This is a genomic window from Flavobacterium tyrosinilyticum (assembly GCF_023656565.1).
In the GTDB taxonomy this organism is placed as follows: Bacteria; Bacteroidota; Bacteroidia; order Flavobacteriales; family Flavobacteriaceae; genus Flavobacterium; species Flavobacterium tyrosinilyticum.
Genome location: NZ_JAMOKG010000002.1, coordinates 558,935 through 578,106, shown reverse-complemented (window position 1 = coordinate 578,106; position 19,172 = coordinate 558,935). Strand labels below are relative to the sequence as shown.

Genomic DNA, 19,172 nt, shown 5'->3' with positions numbered 1-19,172 from the left:
AATATTACATTCGCTAACTACTCTATTTTTAACTCTTTAATTTTGAGTTTCTTCATTCTTTAAAGATTCAATTTGTATGATAACTTTTATTGGTTCATCATACTCGATATTGCATTCTAAATTTATCTTTTCGATACAATAACTATGTTCATCAAGAAAATACGAAGTGTTGATTTTTCCTTTCCAGGGATCAAATCCAAAACTGGCTTCTCCTCCAGAATCTACATAATCTCCTTTTTGTTCTACTTTTACAAAATTTGATTCATCTAAAATCGAATCTATCTTTTGCTGTACCGCAAACTTCGATTCTTCATCTTTTTCTAATGGAAAAAAGACTTCATTTTGAAATGAATAATTTGATGTATAACCAACGTAAATGCCGTTAAAAAAAGCTCTCAAAAAATAATCTGAAGCAAGAGAATCAAATAATGCTTCAGAATTTTCTAAAGCATATTCCGTATGTTCAATATAATTTTCTGCAACCTCACCTTCAAAATAATCCAGAACTTCTTCTTTAGTCTCCTTCCATCGATTTTCTATTTCATCATAATTGTAAATACCAACCCACTTACCAGATTCATCTACCACTATTTTTAAGGGATATAAAACAGCTGCCGTTTTAGCTGCCAGTTCATCCATGATTGTATCTGGTATAATGTTGTTTACATAAATAGATCCTTTATTTATTTCAAACAAATGAAAACTGTTTTTATCCGTTGCTAGCCATTTTACGCTAACTTCCATTTCTATAGTATCAACTTGATCCCCAAAGACAGTTGTATACTGAACTTTATAATCCTTATTAATTCTGTCTGCAACAAAAGGCAATATATGATTACTCGCTAAGGTTACTTTTTGTGCCTTTTTCTCTTCTTTTTCTTTTCTTTCTTCAATATATTTTTCCGGAGCCAGAATCAAAAACTGAGAATAACTTTTAAAATCAGCTTCTATTAAATCTTGAATCTCACAATACATATTATGATACCACCTAAGCTCATCGGCCTCAACGCCAAGATCTCTAGCTACGCTTGCAAGTGTATCTCCTTTTTTGATCTTATAAGTACGGAACTTACCGTATGGGGATTCTTCAGGTTTGTCTTCGTAATACATATTTTCTCAGCAACATTAAACTTCAACCTCTTTTTCTTTATTTTCCATCTTAGGTTCAAACATAAAGTCTTTACCTTTTCCTTCTTTTTTTGTTTGAGTAATTTCTTTCACTCTTTGTCTTTTACAAATAATGACTGAATTTTCAGTGATGCCGTTCATCCCTAAAGTATATTTCGCATCCACATATTTCGCTGTCTGATACCATTTAGGCTGTAAAAAGAAAACCCAATTGTAATTTTCTCCATTATGCTTTAAATCAATTTTACTTTCTGCATTATGCTCATTATATCCTGAAACGGTATGATAAAATAGAGCCCCAAAATCAATTCTAACCGGACCTTTTGATCTAATTGAGGTATATTTTGTATCGCTTTCTTTTTTCTGAATCAATAATGTTATCAGTAGTAAATCCTTCATTTGAACGTTTTCTATCTCAGGAAAAGGATTTTTTCTTTCGGGTATTCTCCAAGTAACATACTCTTTAGGAGGTATCTGCATCATATAATTAAATACCGCATAAACTCCTGTTGGAACGATAAATACCAAGAAGTGAGAACACATTAAAAAAGTCAAGGCAATGCCGTTTAATGCAGTGTAGATAATGACAAATAATACACTTGAGTAAAGTGTTATTAGTAAAGAAAACAACAATTCTATGCCAACAGATCCTTTTTTATTGAATTCATTAAAGTACCATCTGTACAGGTAAACATTAAGGATTCCGAATAAAAGTGATGCTATTTGATAAAATCGAAATTCGTCTGATAACTCTGTGAATAATTTGTTATACCCCAAAAAACCAACAAGGGCATATATCAATACAAATGAGAAAACATAGATGTAAAATTTTCTTTTATACTGTACTGCAAATTCTTTTATTTTATCGCTGAATACCATCGTAAGTATAAAACTCACTGCTATAATCGCTACTAAAAATACAATAAGCCTAATATCAATAAGGGCTAATAAATGCTTTTTTACCATTACTAAATTCGTGTTGTGTACCCTAACACAGGTTCTTTACTAAAATTAAACTCTTCGGTTTCTTCATTAATCAATAAAACTGTTTTTACTTCTACTTCCATCGGAAAGAAATGTTCGCAAAAACAATCTATAAATATTTTTATCTCGCCGTTTTTAAGATAATGCTGATACGGTTTATTCACTATCGGGCCTATTTTTATGGTTAAATTCATCGAATAATCCATGTAATCTTTCCCGGTAATAAAATCAACTCCTAATCTATTTTCGCCTAACTTAATCTGCTCTCCTTCTTCACTATATTCTTTCGAAGTAGTCGTTGTATAAGTTACTTTTTCTTCAATAATACTAGACAAACAATGACAAGCCAATTCTATATCTCCCACTATTTTATACGCGTATGGCAAAAGCTGAATAAACTTTGAAACTAAAATTTCTGGATAAATGTGCGACAATCCCCAAAAATCATAGAAAAATTCCAATGGCTTACTTCCGTTGAGCTGATACAAAAAATTTCTTTCAACACTTTCAATTTTAGTTCGATAATGAAAAATCTCATTCTCAAAAGGAGTAAAAAAAACACGAGCTTCTGCTTCTTGCTTTTTCTGGTGTTTATGCTCCTTAATCATCTGTTTTACAGATTTATCCGCATTATTTTCAGTCAAACTATGAACAAAACCCTCAGGTAATGCATCATACATACTATCTCGCGACAGCCTAATATTAAGATACTCCTGTTTGTCGTAATTATCGTCCTGAATTCCTGCTCCTAGAATATCACTTCTGTAGGCTCGTGAAAACTGTCCATGGTTCGAAATCGTGATTTCGTCTTGTGCCACGGCTTTATTTTCAAGAAGTTCATTAGCAACAACTTCTGCCCTTATATCATAGGAAATACTCTCTATTTCGTACGCAAGCTCCTCAAGACTTTTTTTACTTTTTCTTTCCATCTTCGTTGATTCGTCCTGCGCCTATATATCGTAACTGAAAGTATTCATCATTGAAATTATATATTGCCAAACCCTTGTCTGTACAAGCCAGAATTCGGTCATTATGCAGATACAAGCCAACATCAGATATTGGATGATCTTTATCGTATCTAAAGAAAACTAGATCGCCTTCGGCAAGAAAACTCCTCCCAGTAAAAATCTGGATCGATTTAGATTTCCACATCCCTGCAGGATCTTTAGGAAGAGTAACTTTGTAAACATCACTGTATAAAGACTGTAGAAAATACGAGCAATCGATTCCTTTTTTAGAAAAGCTTTTCTCTTTATACGGGGTGTTCAACCAAGGATCTATGTACGAGTATAATTTATAATTGGTGATTTTATTTGGCATTACAGCCAAAATAATAGAGTATTTCTCTTTGAGAGCTAATACTTCGTCGCTTAAATTCTCGGAGTTATCATTTACGACTGTTTTATTCTTTAAACCTGTTTCGGTCATTTGAGCCTGTTTTTTTAACAGCTCCAGAGAATAATCATATTTGAAGGGAATTTGGGAAATATATTTTTGAGCATGGCATTCTGTAAATAAATGCATCATAAGAATCATTATAACAATCTGCCTCATAAAAAATAATATTAATACGCTCTTTTTAGATAATTAAAAAATAATTGACTTCCCAAAATGGGTCTTTTTTAAAATTTCAGCAACATTAAAAACAAACTTATCGCTCATTTTTCCTTTTTCAACCTTGAGAAAATTCTCATTTTTGGACGTAACTCGTTTATTATGAATTTATTTACATTTTGGAACGAGGTGGTTACAAACCTAACAAAATATTTTGTAAGAATACAAATCTTTTTTGTAAAATTTATAGTATAAAATATAAGTTTTTTAAAATAATAAAAACTACATTTGCTTCCGTTTTTTGTTAAAATTATCTTACATAGTAAAATATTCCAAAATTTAAAAATGAATCAAAAAAATATCGATATTAGGATTGTATTTTTTTTTACCATCCTGTTATTAGCTGGAATCATTGCCTTTATAGTTCAATTTTTTAATCATGTCGATTGTGAAGACGCAAAATTTTACATCTTTTCAGACCAATCGCAATCAGAAGAATCTATAGAATTTTATGATAAAACTCCTAATGCAAAATCATGGGTTTGGGACTTTGGAGACGGATCAGAAAAAGATGTCAGAAAACATACTTTTCACATTTACAAAAACCCAGGGAAATACTATGTTACACTAACAATAAACGGGGGTTGCACCCATACAAAAGAGCTGGTTATAAAAGACAAATTTGCTGCCGATAAAATAGGCACACCAAAGATTATTGCACCTAAAACGATCACCGTTGGACAGCCTGCCTATTTTAAGTCAATTTCTGAAGATGCTAAGACTTGGGAATGGGCATTTGGTGAAAACAAAGGCATAGATGAAACTTCTTCAAACCCAGTCTACAACTTCATTACTCCTGGTGAAAAAACAATTACGTTGGTCATAAATGGCGATTTTAGCCGTGTCGCAAAAAAGATAATTTATGTGCATCCAAGAGTTATAAAAAAGACCAATCCGTTGGATGTTAGTTCGTATGAATTTGAGAAAAAAGCAGAAGCTTTTGCGCTTCCTCGCGGTTCTGTAAAAAAAGATCCTCTGGAAGAAATGTTGCAATACGTACCTGTTGCTCCTAAAGCAAAAACAATAAAAGACAGTACTGCCACAGTCAAAAAAGCACCTAAAATGTCTGAAGATCAGTTTGAGATTTTATTTAAAAAAGTGGCAGAAGGCAGTAAAGTAAAAGATGATTTTGCCGAATTTTTATGTGACGATCTTGATATTCCAGTTGTAAAAAACGACGCAGATTTATTGACTTTTGCTCAATTATGCGCCTCAGTTAAAGGAAAGAAAATTAAAATCGAATCAATACGCTTAAACAAAGACAAACAAACTAACTGCATTAAAGGATTAAATATCAGCTACAAAGTAAAAAAGTATTTGATATGGTCTAAAGATTAAATTGGGTATGGAAGAAGAAAAAAACATTTTCAGTACAGAGCTGTTAAGCGCATTAGAAATTGCCAAAAAGATTGCTAAAACCAATTCAAACAAGTATTACTCAGCTGCTCATTTGCTAAAAGCTATTTTAAATAGAGATTTATCGCTTTTAAAACGACTTGAAGCTATGGGTAAAGATGTGTATTATCTTGATGAATGGGCTGAAGTACGAATTGAAGAAGAGCCTAAAACTGCTAATGTTTTTGATGCTGAACCACACAATCTCATTGACGAAATTATAAAAGAAGCTGAATCTGTTCGAATAGCATTAAATGAAGACGAAATTAGTCTTTATGCTGTTGTAATTGCGATCAGTTCGCCTGGTGTAGCTTTCAATTTTGACCAGATGAAATCTTATCCTATTTCTAGAAATGAATTACTGGAGGATCAGATTGTTATCCCACAAAATAATAACACGGTCAAACAAGAAGTTAAAAAAGGCTTTTTGGGTAAATACTGCATTCATAAAAATCTTGAAAAGAACAAGAAAAGAATACCTGCAATAGGCCGTGAGGCCGAATTAAATACTATTAAAGAAATTTTATGCCGTTTCTCTAAACCAAATGTATTGCTAATTGGTGATCGTGGCATTGGAAAAACCATTTTAATTGATGCTCTGGTCGAAAATGTCATTAATAATAAAATTCCAGACGTATTAGACAAAGTGCAGTTATTCGAACTGGATTTATCTTCTTTAATTGCTGGCGCTTCGTACAAAGGAGAAATTGAAGACCGTTTAAAAAACTGTATTCAGGAGTTAAAACAGTATCCAAAAGCAATTTTAATTATAGAAGAAATACATACTCTTTTAGATAAAAATGGTGGAGATTCTGGAGTTTCTAATGTTTTAAAAGGTGAATTGGCAAAAGGTTTAAACATTATTGCAACCTCGACAATTGATGAATTTACAAAAAGAATCGAAAAAGAGCAAGGGCTTTCAGGTATGTTTGAAATTGTGAAACTGGAAGAATCGGATGATGAAACCTTGTTTCGAATGATTCGTGAATCAATAAAAACATATCAGGAACATCATAAAATACAAATTGATGACGAAACGATTTCTGAATCTATTCGATTATCTAAAAGGTATTTAAAAGAAAAAAGTCTACCAGAATCAGCTATAAATCTGATTGACCATACAATGTCTGTTCTAAAAACTTCTGGTGAAACTTTTTTAAAAGAAAAAGCTGCGCTTGTTAGCAAACTGGAAGCTCTTAAACAAAATGAAAAGGGCTTATCTGAAGAACAATTAATTAAAGAATGCAATTGGTTTTTAACCGATTTAGCAAACAAAACTGCTTTTTTAATGCTTGCTGATGAGGAGAACAATTCTAAAATATTTGAATCTTCTGATGTTATCATCGCTCATATTGAAAACCTTTTGCAAATAATCGAAAAGAGAGCTTTAGACAAACGTGTTCATATTGAGCCTTTTGATTTGTCTCTTATAATTGCACAAAAAACCGGAATTCCGGCAGGCAAGCTAAACGAAGAAGAAAAAAATAAACTTAACACAATTGAAGAGGTTTTAAGCAAAAGAGTGATCGGGCAAGATCATTGCATTGCCACGGTTGCAGGTTCTATTTTAGAATCAAGATCAGGTTTAAGCAAAGCAGGTCAGCCCATTGCATCTTTTTTCTTCTTAGGTCCAACAGGAACTGGAAAAACAGAATTAGCCAAAAGTTTAGCTGAATTTCTTTTTCAAGATGAAAATGCAATTATCAGATTTGACATGTCTGAATTTAAAGAGGAACATTCTGCAGCTCTTCTATACGGTGCGCCTCCAGGATATGTGGGTTATGAAGAAGGTGGTTTGCTGGTCAACAAAATTAGACAGAAGCCCTACTCTATTGTTTTATTTGATGAAATTGAAAAAGCGCATCCATCTGTTTTTGATGTCTTCCTACAGGTTATGGACGAAGGTAAACTTCACGATCGTTTAGGAAAAGAAGGTGATTTTTCGAATGCTATTATACTTTTTACATCGAATATTGGAGCAGATCACATTGTAGAAACCTTTAACAGCGGCGAAATTCCGAGTTCAACTTCTTTAATGGAAATTATGGCAAATTATTTCAGACCTGAGTTTTTAGGACGATTAACTGAAATTATTCCTTTTGCCCCACTTAGTAAAGAAAATGCACTTAAAATATTTGAAATACATCTTAAAAAAGAATTCACTGACTTATTGAAAAACATCAATATCGAAGTCGAAATTCCGATTGAGACTAAAACTTATCTCGCCGAAAACGGATTTAATGCTAAATATGGAGCAAGACCCATTAAAAGCATTATTAGAAGCCACTTGAGAAGACCTTTGGCAAAGAAGCTAATTTCTGGAGAAGTCAAAGATGGCGATATCGTTACGGTAATTATTGAGAATAACGAAGTGAAATGGATTAAAGAAGAAATTGTTCCCGTTGAAAATTAATCGAAGAATCTATCTATAAAAAAACGCTAAGAATTAATTCTTAGCGTTTTCATTTTTTATTCTAAAACCAAGCCTATCTGGCCATCGTCATCTAATTCTGTTTCGACTGGATCGTCTTCTGAAATTTCTGGTCTTTCAGGAACTTCTTCAACAGGTTCTTCATAAGGAAGCGGATCTAATAAGTTTACTTGTTTTAGTTTATCTGTTGTCAACTGATTTCCTAATGCTTTGAAACCTTTTACGGCTATAAAGTCTTCCACATCAATATGTAAATCATCTTTTTGAACCCCTTTTACTTTGGCAAAAACCAATTGTGCAACCGGACGATAATCTGTTGAAACAATCTCTAACTGCGAATTCGGGTGATCGGTAATAAAACTTTCTTCCTTACCTTCGTTTTCTACAAGGAAACGTTTCAAGAAATAGCGCTCTTTTTCTCCATCATAATAAATTGCAGAAATTGGTTTTTTAGGTTTCCATTTTTCCAAAACGATCATATCTTCATCAAAATGAGTCGATAATTCAGGAATAATAACCTTTAATTTACCCGATTGACTAATTACCAATATTTTATCACTTGGTTTAAATTCGCCTAATAATTCTCCTCTTGCATCAACATTTAAACGTTTTACCGTATCATCAAACCAAACTTTTCTTGGCAATAAAGTCGAAATTCCTTTTTCTTTTAATTCAATTTTCTTAATTGGATATTTGGTAACCAAGTTTCCTTTAGAACCACGTCCTTTAATCGCTAAATTAGCAAAATCAATATCAAATTTCAATTTTTTAATCGTTCCAACTTGACGAAGCAAAATAGTCACAACCTCAGCTTCTCCATTTGGATTATGTGAAAAATAAACTACCTGAGAACCGTTTGTTCCATTAGTTAAATCGTAAGCTTTATCACGTGTTACACCCGTAACATTAAAACGTTTTATATAAGATGGCCCCGATTTACCATCGCGGTACATCATATTATAAATGGTGCGTTTATCGTTTTTATCAAAAACTGCGGCGTGTATAATGTCTTTTCCGATAAATGTTTTGGCATCTACTTTTGTGATCATCAATGTTCCGTCTCTTAAAAACACGATAACATCATCAATATCAGAACAATCGCCCACATATTCGTCTTTCTTTAAACTTGTTCCAACAAATCCCTCTTCGCGATTTACGTAAAGTTTTGTGTTTCTTAAAACAACTTTTGTAGCTTCAACGTTATCAAAAACACGAAGTTCTGTTTGGCGTTCACGGCCTTTTCCGTATTTCTCTTTTAATTTCGTAAAATAAGCAATTGCAAAATCTGTTAAATGTTCCAGATTATGCTCTACTTCTTTCATCTCATCTTCTAACTTAGCGATTAAATCATCCGCTTTATCAGAGTCGAAACGCGTAATACGAATCATCGGGATTTGAGTTAATCTCTGTAAATCGTCGTCATTGATTTCTCTAACGAATGATTTTTTGAAAGGCTCAAAACGATCGTATAAATATTTGTAAAGTGATTCTCTGTCTCCGTATAATTTGAAGTCAATATACATTTCTTCACGAATGAAGATTTTCTCCAAAGTAGAAAAGTGCCACTTATTTTTTAATTCTTCTAACTGAATTTCTAATTCCTGACGAAGTAAATCGACTGTTCTTTCTGTTGAAATTTTCAACATTTGAGAAACACCGATAAACAACGGTTTATTATCTTCGATAACACACCCTAAAGGCGCTACAGATGTTTCACAAGCGGTAAAGGCAAATAAAGCGTCAATAGTTTTATCTGGCGAAACACCTGGGAAAAGGTGAATTAAAATCTCAACATCAGCAGCTGTATTGTCTTCGATTTTCTTGATTTTGATTTTACCTTTTTCATTGGCTTTCAAAATACTATCAATTAAACTCGATGTATTGGTCGAAAACGGAATCTGTGTAATCACCAATGTATTTTTGTCTAATTGCGAAATTTTAGCACGCACACGCACACGTCCGCCGCGCATTCCATCGTTATAATTAGAAACGTCGGCAATACCTTGCGTCATGAAATCAGGATAAAGCGTAAACGGTTTTCCCTTTAAGATTTTAATCGAAGCGTCAATTAACTCGTTGAAGTTATGAGGCAAAACTTTTGTTGATAAACCAACTGCGATACCTTCTGCCCCCTGCGCTAAAAGCAATGGGAATTTTACCGGAAGATTGTTGGGTTCTGCACGACGACCATCATACGAAACTCCCCAATCGGTAATTTTTGGAGAATATAAAACCTCCAAAGCAAATTTAGATAAACGTGCCTCAATATAACGCGAAGCTGCTGCTCCATCGCCTGTTAAAATATTACCCCAGTTTCCCTGACAGTCAATTAATAAATCTTTCTGACCAATTTGCACCATTGCATCACCAATACTCGCATCTCCGTGTGGGTGATACTGCATGGTGTGACCAACAACATTGGCAACTTTATTATAACGACCATCGTCCAACTCTTTTAAAGAGTGCATAATACGACGCTGAACAGGTTTAAATCCGTCCTCGATAGCAGGAACTGCACGTTCCAAAATTACATACGAAGCGTAATCCAAGAACCAGTCTTTGTACATTCCGGTTACTTTTGTAATAACGTCTTCGCCTTCTTCATCCTGATTTTCGTAAAAATGCTGCCCTTCAAAATGTTTAGCATCTACGTCAATAATCTCATCGTCATCTCCATTTTGATTGTCATCAATTTGGTTTTCATCCTGATTATTCTCGTCGTCGTTTGGAATTATGTTATCGTCTTCTTCGTCTTTCATATATTTTGTTCAGTATAACTACTAAAAAATTCTTCTTCTTTAATCTTAAACTTCCTCAAGCTCATCAATCTCCACCTTCAAATTCTTGATAATAAACTCTTGTCTGTCTGGTGTATTTTTACCCATATAAAAAGACAATAATTGCTCGATTGAAGTATGTTTATCCATCATAACCGGATCAAGGCGAATGGTGTCTCCAATGAAGTTTTTAAACTCATCTGGCGAAATCTCTCCCAAACCTTTAAATCGGGTGATTTCTGGCTTTGGTTTCAGTTTCTCAATAGCATCTTTTCTTTCTTCTTCAGAATAACAATAAATCGTTTCTTTTTTATTACGAACCCTAAAAAGCGGTGTTTGTAAAATATACAAATGCCCTTCTTTTATTAATTCTGGGAAAAATTGTAAAAAGAACGTAATCAACAGCAAACGAATGTGCATTCCGTCGACATCGGCATCGGTTGCGATTACGATGTTGTTGTAACGTAATTTTTCTAATCCGTCCTCAATATCTAATGCTGCTTGCAGTAAATTGAATTCTTCGTTTTCATACACAATTTTTTTCGTCATTCCGTATGAATTCAAAGGCTTACCACGCAAACTGAAAACCGCTTGTGTATTCACGTCACGCGACTTTGTAATCGACCCAGAAGCCGAATCTCCCTCGGTAATAAAAAGTGTACTTTCTAAGTTTCTTGGGTTTTTGGTATCCGGAAGATGCGCACGACAATCTCTTAATTTTTTATTGTGAAGATTGGCTTTTTTAGCACGATCTGTTGCCAATTTTCTAATTCCAGATAATTCTTTACGCTCACGTTCTGCCTGAAGAATTTTACGCAATAAAGCTTCGGCAGTTGTTGGATTTTTATGAAGGTAATTATCCAGTTTCGTTTTGATGAAATCGTTAACGAAAGTACGAACAGAAACTGCTGGAGTTCCATCATCAGAACCCATATCTGTAGAACCTAATTTTGTTTTGGTCTGAGACTCAAAAACTGGTTCCATCACTTTAATACTAATCGCACTTACAATAGATTTACGAACATCTGATGCTTCGAAATTCTTATTGTAAAACTCACGAATTGTTTTTACAACAGCTTCACGGTAAGCCGCTAAGTGCGTTCCTCCTTGTGTTGTGTTCTGACCGTTTACAAAAGAGTGATATTCTTCGCTGTATTGCGTTTTACTGTGTGTAAGCGCAACCTCGATATCATGCTCCTTTAAATGAATAATTGGGTATTCTAAATCGTCTTCATTAATCGTTTCTTCTAATAAATCACGAAGTCCGTTCTCTGAATAGTATTTTTCTCCGTTGAAAATAATAGTCAAACCATTGTTCAAATAACAATAGTTTTTGACCATTTTGATTACATATTCTAAACGGAATTTATAGTTTTTGAAAATCGTTTCGTCTGGCGTAAAAATTACTTTTGTTCCTTTACGTTTTGTTGTATCGATAACGTCTTCTTCTAGAACCAAATTTCCGGCAGAGAATTCAGCAGCTTTTTGTTTGTCATCACGCACCGATTCTACACGGAAATAATTAGACAAAGCATTTACTGCCTTTGTTCCGACACCATTCAAACCAACCGATTTCTGGAAAGCTTTAGAATCGTACTTTCCACCAGTATTCATTTTCGAAACTACATCGACTACTTTACCCAATGGAATTCCACGTCCGTAATCACGAACAGAAACTGTTTTGTCTTTAATACTTACCTCGATAGTTTTTCCGGCACCCATAACGAACTCATCGATACAGTTGTCTAAAACCTCTTTTAAAAGAATATAAATACCATCATCTGGTGATGATCCGTCCCCTAATTTCCCGATGTACATACCCGGACGCATACGAATATGTTCCTTCCAATCGAGTGAACGAATATTATCTTCGTTGTATTGATTTTGCTCTAGCATAAATGAATTTAGGATTTTTGGCTAATGTACCATTTATCGGTAAAAAATAAAAGCGTATTTCTTTTTTGTTATGAATAATAACAGTTTAAATTCTATTTAAATTGATTTTAAAATAAAACGAACACTAAAAATATAAAAAACTGCTTTTTTAGCAAAAAAATGCTATTTGATTCCCAACACTTGTTTTGCCAATGCAATCATTTCGGGCGTTCCCGTGTTTTTATTTTTTTCGTCAGAAAGTTTAACAACTCCCTGCCAATGTATGTTGTCAGGTTTTGTATCGGTTAATTTTATAACCATATTCATGGCTGGAAGACCAACATCGTTGGTGAAATTTGTCCCGATTCCAAATGACATTTTTATTTTGTCCTGACAGAAATCGACAATCTTTTTTACTTTATCGTAATTTAAAGAATCTGAAAAAACAATAACTTTTGATTTGGGATCAATTCCCATTTTGGTATAATGAGCAATTACTTTTTGGGCAAACTCAATTGGATCGCCGCTGTCATGTCGAACACCATCAAAAAGCTTAGAATATTTTTTATCGAATTGGTTGAAAAATATTTCTGTAGTATAAGTATCCGTTAAAGCGATTCCGAGATCACCGCCATAAACTTTTGTCCAGTTTTCGAGACTTATAAAATTCGCGACCTGAAAACCATATTGCGCGGCATGAAACATAAACCATTCGTGCGCATGTGTTCCTAAAGGACGCTTATTATTGACCATTGCAAAATGCACATTGCTTGTTCCAATAAAACTTTGCCCACCATAAGTGCTCAACGTTTTATTTACTAAGTCGTGAACTTCATAAGAATGGCGACGTCTTGTTCCAAATTCTAAAACTGAAACTCCTAGTTTATTATAGTTTTCAATTTTTTCTTTCGTAAGATTCTTTATGGCTTCATCATTTAAGCGAATCAGATGGCTCGCTTTATAAAACAGTTCTGAAATCAATGCCATTAGTGGCACTTCCCACAAAATTGTTCTATACCAAAATCCTTCTACGGTAACACTGATTTCGGACCCTTCTTGACTGATTTGCACCTCAGAAGGATCAAAACTATATCCCTGGAGAAAATCTAAATAAGTGGGATCCAAATAAGGGCAATAATGGGCCAGATAATTTTTTTCTTCTTTTGTTAAACGAAGATCTGCCATTGCATCTACAGAAACGCGAAGTAGATCTGCAAAACCTTCTGGAAAAATATGTTTACCACGATTTATGAATCCGTAACGGACTTTTGCCTTTGGAAAAAGCTTTATTACAGCATGCTGCATTGTAAATTTGTAGAAATCATTATCTAAAATTGATTTCAAAAAAGTTGTTTCCATAGCATCAAATTCTTTTCATTTCCTGCTAAGATACGGCAATTTCAGAAAAGATAAAATATTGAAGAACTCTAATTTTCTAGACAATTTTAAAAGACACAATACTATCGGTGTCAACAAAAATCGTGATATAATTACCAACATTGCTGTCAATAAGAATTTGAAACTCTAAGCCTCCTCTTTTTTTCTTTGAATTTTGAACTTTAACTGGTTGATTCTTTTTGTTTAAATAAAAAACCTGATTGGATTTGGAAACATTTTTAATTTCGACAGTTATTTTATCTCCATTTTTCACTTCGATTATTCCGGAACTTGGAGTTTTGATTTTATAATCATTTTCGATCGTTTTATTATAAATCAAAGGGCCGTTTAAGAAATCATCTTTGCTTAATCGATCTCCTAAAAATGATCCAGAATCTGGAAAATGTTTGGCAAAAAAATAGTCAGGATCGGTATCAAAATAAATCGGATTAAAATCATTAACCATTCTTCCTTTATTACTATCATAATACCCTTGACCCCAAGTTACATCGATCAAGCGCCATTTTTTATTAATCAAAACCATATTCCAAGCATGGTTTGACGAAGTGTTTTTTCTTCCAATATCAGCCAATCTTGTTTTAGAATCTCCTTTAACAATTTCGCATTTCAAGCCAACTTGTTCTGCCAAATTCTGATACAAAGCAGTAAAGCCTTCACAAACCGCTTTTTTAGAGTTAAAAGTCTTTTGAATAAGGTTATCATTCAATTGTTTTATTTTTCGCTGTTTTTCGGCTTCGGTAGAATAACTGAAACCCTGCACTCTTGGCGGATTCAAATAGGCGTTGTAATCATATCTTATATTAAAAGCAATCCAGCTATAAATAGCGCGTGCACGCTCGGCATCCGAATCAAAATCTTTCTCGATTCTGTCGGCTAGTTTTTCGGTGCTGTCAAAATTTTTTGGATATTTTGCAACTATTTTATCAACTTCGCTAATCTTTTGAGCGAAAGTAAAATTGATAGAAAAAATATTTAATAAAAGGAAAATAAGGGCAATCTTTTTTTGTGGCATTTAAAAATTTGATTTAATAATGTTTTTCAATTCATTATCTAACTCAACGTTAGAAATTTTATTTTCCTGTAAATCAAAATTCGAGCCAAATGCTGGCAATGAGAAACTTCCCTTAATTTCTGCGCCATAACGCGGGAAAAGATTCTGAGCAATTCCTAAAACAGATGCGCCTCCTCTTCCGCCTGGAGAAGTTGCTAATAATAACATTGGTTTATGTTGAAAAACATCTTTTTCAATTCTAGAACTCCAATCGAAAACATTTTTGAAAGCAACAGAATAGTTCCCGTTATTTTCTGCCATTGAAACAACCAGAATGTCAGCTTCTTTAAGCTTTTTTAAAAATGCTTGCGCCACTTCATGCTGACCAATTTCTTTTTCAAGATCTACACTAAATACAGGCATTGCAAAATCGTTAAGATCTAGAACTTCAACGTCTGCATTTTCAAACAAACTTGACGCATAAGTAGCTAAATGTTTATTGATTGACTGTTTGCTGTTACTTCCTCCAAAGGCTATAATTTTCATGGTTTCTCGTTTAGTTATTTTTCTTCAATTGGTTCTTTTTTTGGTCCGTCGATTTCATAAATCTCCTTTGCAATTTCTACAGAATATTCGTTAGGATAGATTTTTCCTCCGTAAGACTTTGCATAGACCTTCGTAAATTCTGCTCCAAAATACAGAATTATTGCCGAATAATAAACCCAAACCAGAATAATAATCACAGAACCCGCTGCACCATATACAGACGCTACTGTCGAACTGCCTAAATAAAATCCAATGGCAAATTTACCAATCATAAAAAGTATTGCCGTAACTCCTGATCCTATAAAAGCATCTTTCCATTTTATTTTTCCGTCTGGTAATGTTCTAAAAATTATAGCAAAAAGCAGTGTAATACTGGCTAAAACAATGACCACGTTCACAATGTAAAATAAGTACACGGTACTTTCTGGAAAATAGACTTTTAAACGTGCACTAAGTAAATCTAAAGTTGTACTTATAAAAAGACTGACCAGCATTAAAAACCCAACTGAAGCAATCATAGAGAATGACATTAATCGATTTTGAATAAATTTCTTAATTCCTTTATCTGGTTTTGCACGAAGTCCCCAAATAAAATTAATAGAACTTTGTATTTCGGCAAAAACTCCCGAGGCTCCAATTAATAGCATTACGATTCCAAAAACGGTTGCAAAAACATTATCGCCAGATAATTGCACATTTTTAATAGCTTCCTGAATTTGAGTAGCAGCGCCATTACCTACCAAACCATTAATTTGTCCGTACAATTCTCCAGTCACCGCTTCTTCTCCAAAAAAGAAACCGCAAATTGTGATAATAATAATTAATAAAGGCGGCAATGCAAATATCGTATAGTACGCCAATGCAGCGCTTAACTTAATGGCATTATCATCGTTAAATTCTAAAAAGGTATTCTTTAAGAGAAACCAAGTTTTGGAGAATATATTTTTGATTTTCATTTGCTGCTTATTTGATATTCTCTCAAATTTACGCAATAATGAAAACTCTTTAATTCTTGCTTTTTAATCGAATTTTACATTTTTTCCATGTCTTGTTTTGAAACTTTTTTATATTCCTGATCATATCCTAGATTTCTAATTTTTAAAATATTTTTAAATTCTTTCTTTGTTGGTTTGATCAAATAAGAAAGTGAATCTAGCATTTTTGATTTTATGGCAGTAACCGAGTCGAATTTCTTCAAGTCTTCTTGTAAATAGAAATTTTTGATTTTAAGAATATCCTTTTCTAATGTAATCGTTTTTATCTTCCAAAAAACAGAATCTCTTATACTTAATACTAACTGGCCGTTAATACGCTTTAATTTCTGATTATATGACAATCTGAATAATGTATCCGTATCTCTTTGAGACAATTCAATAGAATCGCCTTTTTTAAGCACATCAAATTTATCCTTTCTATCTTTAGTAATTAATTTCCCATCGATGAGGTCATATTCAGATTTTAAAGAATCTAATTTTTGTCTGTGAACCTTGAATTTAAAATAATATTCTCTAAAGATTCCATTATCGTCAATTCTTAAAAAAGTAGAATCTGGATTCATATATAGTCCTTTAAATTTAGAGGGAAAGCTATTTAGTTCAGAATCATCAATCGGTTGAGGATTCTCAAAACAAAATGTCAAACCACCAGATTCTGCAGTTGCATCAGCCTTTTTGCAGGAAACAATTAATACAGTTATTGCTATAATTAAAACTGCTTTCTTCATCCCAGGATCATTTATAATGATAGAAAATTCCCTTATCATAAACCGTCCACAAACTCGCTTTTTGATTGGCTGCTTTTAAAGCATTATTTGCCCAAGTGTTGCAAGTATAGAAAAGGCTATAACTTCCTTTGGCTTCATAAAAAGCATCTTTTTTGCCGTAACTGTGACCTTCAATCCATTGTGGATGAGCTGGATCGCTGAAACTATTGGAAATATAATCCACTAAATTTTGATAATTCTCTTTAGAAACTAAAATACGTTTACAATCATCGCCTTCTCTTAATTGCTTAAAAAATGTAGCATGCACCGCAGATGAACTGATTCCGAAAGCAGCTTTGAAGGCTGTGCTGGCTTTTAAATCTGACCATCCTGGTGTTTCGAGATAAAATCCTTTATCACCCCAGCCAAAAGCAATATAATTCATTAACGAATCTTTTGATTGAGTTTGACTGAATTGAATTTCGTTTCGCCAATCTTTAACTTCGTTTTTAATTGGAACTACAATATCGGTATGCACTCCGTTTGAAAGAATGTAAATTGGAATAGCATTTTGTTCTTCGACTTTTGATATATCTGAGTTCACTGTAATTTTAGAAATAATTAAAACAGAAGTAATGTAAAGAGCAAGAAAACTGAAAATTCCGAAAAGTGTCCAGCCTAGAATTTTAAATGATTTTTTTAGCATTTTTATTGGTTGATTTTAGATTAGTAATTGGTTAATTTTTCTCTAACCAATTTTTGAGCCAAAAATTTTGTTTTCTGAAAATGGTAAGCGGATTTTACGGATTCGCTTTCGCGAAAGCGCGAATTTAAACGGATTTTTTATTCTTATTTTTGTCATCCTGAGCGAAGTCGAAGGACATACAAGAAGCTCCGAAAAGTATCAAACAATCTTTGCGTGGGCTTCGACTTCGCTCAGCCTGACAAAACAGAACTTTGATTTTTGGGTATAAAAAAACTGCTGAATCTCTCCAGCAGTTTTAGTCTATTCTCTTTATTCTTTACTCTATTTTCTAAAGAAAAAAATTAAACGTTAAAACGGAAATGCATTACATCACCATCTTTTACAATATATTCTTTTCCTTCAACTCTGAATTTTCCAGCTTCTTTTGCTTTTGCTTCAGAACCGTATTGAACGTAATCATCGTATGAAATTACCTCTGCACGAATAAAACCTTTTTCGAAATCAGTATGAATAACTCCCGCTGCTTGTGGTGCAGTTGCTCCAATATTGATTGTCCAAGCACGAACTTCTTTTACACCAGCTGTGAAATAAGTCTGCTGTTTTAACAACTTATAAGCTGCACGAATTAAAACTGATGCTCCTGGCTCTTCCAATCCCATATCTTCAAGGAAAACCTGACGCTCTTCATAGCTTTCTAATTCTGTAATATCTGCCTCCGCTCCTACTGAAAGAACAATAACTTCAGCTTCTTCGTCTTTTACTAATTCACGAACTTGATCTACATATTTGTTCCCATTTACTGCAGAACTTTCGTCTACGTTACAAACATATAAAACTGGTTTTGCTGTAATTAATTGGAAAGCTTCCATCAAAACTTCTTCATCATTGTTTTGAGGAACAATTGTTCTTGCAGATTTTGCTTGTAAAAGAGCTTCTCTGATTCTATTTAGCAAAGCCTCTTCAGCTTGAGCTTCTTTATTTCCTGTTTTTGCAGCACGTTTTACTTTTTCTAAACGTTTTTCAACAGTTTCTAAATCTTTTAACTGCAATTCGATATCGATAGTTTCTTTATCACGAATTGGATTTACATTTCCATCAACGTGTACAATATTATCATTATCAAAACAACGTAAAACGTGAATAATAGCATTACACTCTCTAATGTTTCCCAAAAACTGGTTTCCAAGACCTTCCCCTTTACTTGCTCCTTTTACCAAACCTGCAATATCTACGATATCTACAGTTGCCATTTGAACGCGCTCTGGTTTTACCAATTCTTCCAATTTGTTAATTCTTGGATCTGGAACGTTTACAACACCAATATTTGGCTCGATTGTACAAAACGGAAAGTTAGCACTCTGCGCTTTTGCATTAGATAAACAATTAAATAATGTTGATTTTCCAACATTTGGCAATCCTACAATTCCTGCTTTCATCTGTTTGTTTCTATTTATTTATTCGACCTCTTAAAAAGGTCTTCAACATTAAACCCTGTTATTTAATGTATTATGATTTACGTGTTTTTCTTTATTTCTGCCAAAATGATATTTTTTGGCTTTAAAATTTTGCAAATATAAGATTTAATAGCTCTTGCACGAAGTAAAAATGTTCAATAATATAATTTT

15 protein-coding genes are annotated in these 19,172 nt (G+C 33.3%); 2 read left to right on the top strand and 13 right to left on the bottom strand.

Features of this window, described 5'->3' with window-relative positions:
* Window positions 1-36 precede the first annotated feature (36 nt).
* Genes NCC77_RS10235 through NCC77_RS10220 form a run of 4 tightly spaced genes read right to left on the bottom strand, consistent with a single transcriptional unit; the run spans window position 37 to window position 3,666 of the window.
* Complete coding sequence (locus NCC77_RS10235) at window positions 37-1,110, bottom strand: LysM peptidoglycan-binding domain-containing protein (protein ID WP_250835480.1); 1,074 nt, start codon at window positions 1,108-1,110, stop codon at window positions 37-39.
* Window positions 1,111-1,125: 15 nt separating this feature from the next.
* Window positions 1,126-2,094, bottom strand: a complete 969-nt coding sequence (locus NCC77_RS10230; RefSeq protein ID WP_250835479.1) for a TssN family type VI secretion system protein — start codon at window positions 2,092-2,094, stop codon at window positions 1,126-1,128.
* Window positions 2,095-2,096: 2 nt separating this feature from the next.
* A complete protein-coding gene (locus NCC77_RS10225; RefSeq protein WP_250835478.1) occupies window positions 2,097-3,041 on the bottom strand; it encodes a type VI secretion system baseplate subunit TssG in 945 nt (314 codons plus the stop codon).
* Complete coding sequence (locus NCC77_RS10220; protein WP_250835477.1) at window positions 3,025-3,666, bottom strand: C40 family peptidase; 642 nt, start codon at window positions 3,664-3,666, stop codon at window positions 3,025-3,027. The genes NCC77_RS10225 and NCC77_RS10220 overlap by 17 nt, the downstream gene beginning before the upstream one ends.
* A 345-nt stretch (window positions 3,667-4,011) precedes the next feature.
* Here NCC77_RS10220 and NCC77_RS10215 point away from each other — a divergent pair, with 345 nt between their 5' ends.
* Window positions 4,012-5,064, top strand: a complete 1,053-nt coding sequence (locus NCC77_RS10215) for a PKD domain-containing protein (protein WP_250835476.1) — start codon at window positions 4,012-4,014, stop codon at window positions 5,062-5,064.
* 7 nt (window positions 5,065-5,071) lie between these two features.
* Entirely contained in the window at window positions 5,072-7,534 is a 2,463-nt protein-coding gene (locus NCC77_RS10210; RefSeq protein ID WP_250835475.1) for an AAA family ATPase, read from the top strand.
* Between the two features lie 56 nt (window positions 7,535-7,590).
* Here the strand turns inward: NCC77_RS10210 and NCC77_RS10205 are convergent, their stop codons facing one another.
* The 9 genes from NCC77_RS10205 to ychF all read right to left on the bottom strand — a co-directional run bounded on the left by NCC77_RS10205 (window position 7,591) and on the right by ychF (window position 18,983).
* Entirely contained in the window at window positions 7,591-10,311 is a 2,721-nt protein-coding gene (locus tag NCC77_RS10205) for a DNA gyrase/topoisomerase IV subunit A (RefSeq protein ID WP_250835474.1), read from the bottom strand.
* A 45-nt stretch (window positions 10,312-10,356) separates the two neighbouring features.
* Window positions 10,357-12,225 (bottom strand): DNA topoisomerase IV subunit B, encoded by a 1,869-nt coding sequence (locus NCC77_RS10200; RefSeq protein ID WP_095931725.1) that lies wholly within the window; start codon window positions 12,223-12,225, stop codon window positions 10,357-10,359.
* Between the two features lie 162 nt (window positions 12,226-12,387).
* On the bottom strand, window positions 12,388-13,563 hold the full coding sequence (gene pncB, locus NCC77_RS10195; RefSeq protein WP_250835473.1) for a nicotinate phosphoribosyltransferase: 1,176 nt from the start codon (window positions 13,561-13,563) through the stop codon (window positions 12,388-12,390).
* Window positions 13,564-13,639: 76 nt separating this feature from the next.
* Window positions 13,640-14,614, bottom strand: coding sequence for a transglutaminase domain-containing protein (locus NCC77_RS10190; RefSeq protein ID WP_250835472.1), 975 nt, complete (start codon window positions 14,612-14,614; stop codon window positions 13,640-13,642).
* Window positions 14,615-15,139, bottom strand: a complete 525-nt coding sequence (locus NCC77_RS10185; protein WP_250835471.1) for an NADPH-dependent FMN reductase — start codon at window positions 15,137-15,139, stop codon at window positions 14,615-14,617.
* 14 nt (window positions 15,140-15,153) lie between these two features.
* On the bottom strand, window positions 15,154-16,095 hold the full coding sequence (locus NCC77_RS10180) for a YihY/virulence factor BrkB family protein (RefSeq protein WP_250835470.1): 942 nt from the start codon (window positions 16,093-16,095) through the stop codon (window positions 15,154-15,156).
* A 74-nt stretch (window positions 16,096-16,169) separates the two neighbouring features.
* Window positions 16,170-16,862: a hypothetical protein gene (locus tag NCC77_RS10175; RefSeq protein ID WP_250835469.1), complete on the bottom strand. Its 693-nt coding sequence runs from the start codon at window positions 16,860-16,862 to the stop codon at window positions 16,170-16,172.
* Window positions 16,863-16,869: 7 nt separating this feature from the next.
* Window positions 16,870-17,547 (bottom strand): TIGR02117 family protein, encoded by a 678-nt coding sequence (locus NCC77_RS10170; RefSeq protein ID WP_250835468.1) that lies wholly within the window; start codon window positions 17,545-17,547, stop codon window positions 16,870-16,872.
* Window positions 17,548-17,888: 341 nt separating this feature from the next.
* Window positions 17,889-18,983, bottom strand: coding sequence for a redox-regulated ATPase YchF (gene ychF, locus NCC77_RS10165; RefSeq protein ID WP_012024533.1), 1,095 nt, complete (start codon window positions 18,981-18,983; stop codon window positions 17,889-17,891).
* Window positions 18,984-19,172 lie beyond the last annotated feature (189 nt).

Excerpts from the sequence above, each read along its gene's own strand:
- NCC77_RS10235 (WP_250835480.1), bottom strand. The coding sequence starts at position 1,110 with ATGTATTACGAAGACAAACCTGAAGAATCCCCATACGGTAAGTTCCGT.
- NCC77_RS10230 (WP_250835479.1), bottom strand. The coding sequence starts at position 2,094 with ATGGTAAAAAAGCATTTATTAGCCCTTATTGATATTAGGCTTATTGTA.
- NCC77_RS10225 (WP_250835478.1), bottom strand. The coding sequence starts at position 3,041 with ATGGAAAGAAAAAGTAAAAAAAGTCTTGAGGAGCTTGCGTACGAAATA.
- NCC77_RS10220 (WP_250835477.1), bottom strand. The coding sequence starts at position 3,666 with ATGAGGCAGATTGTTATAATGATTCTTATGATGCATTTATTTACAGAA.
- NCC77_RS10215 (WP_250835476.1), top strand. The coding sequence starts at position 4,012 with ATGAATCAAAAAAATATCGATATTAGGATTGTATTTTTTTTTACCATC.
- NCC77_RS10210 (WP_250835475.1), top strand. The coding sequence starts at position 5,072 with ATGGAAGAAGAAAAAAACATTTTCAGTACAGAGCTGTTAAGCGCATTA.
- NCC77_RS10205 (WP_250835474.1), bottom strand. The coding sequence starts at position 10,311 with ATGAAAGACGAAGAAGACGATAACATAATTCCAAACGACGACGAGAAT.
- NCC77_RS10200 (WP_095931725.1), bottom strand. The coding sequence starts at position 12,225 with ATGCTAGAGCAAAATCAATACAACGAAGATAATATTCGTTCACTCGAT.
- pncB (WP_250835473.1), bottom strand. The coding sequence starts at position 13,563 with ATGGAAACAACTTTTTTGAAATCAATTTTAGATAATGATTTCTACAAA.
- NCC77_RS10190 (WP_250835472.1), bottom strand. The coding sequence starts at position 14,614 with ATGCCACAAAAAAAGATTGCCCTTATTTTCCTTTTATTAAATATTTTT.
- NCC77_RS10185 (WP_250835471.1), bottom strand. The coding sequence starts at position 15,139 with ATGAAAATTATAGCCTTTGGAGGAAGTAACAGCAAACAGTCAATCAAT.
- NCC77_RS10180 (WP_250835470.1), bottom strand. The coding sequence starts at position 16,095 with ATGAAAATCAAAAATATATTCTCCAAAACTTGGTTTCTCTTAAAGAAT.
- NCC77_RS10175 (WP_250835469.1), bottom strand. The coding sequence starts at position 16,862 with ATGAAGAAAGCAGTTTTAATTATAGCAATAACTGTATTAATTGTTTCC.
- NCC77_RS10170 (WP_250835468.1), bottom strand. The coding sequence starts at position 17,547 with ATGCTAAAAAAATCATTTAAAATTCTAGGCTGGACACTTTTCGGAATT.
- ychF (WP_012024533.1), bottom strand. The coding sequence starts at position 18,983 with ATGAAAGCAGGAATTGTAGGATTGCCAAATGTTGGAAAATCAACATTA.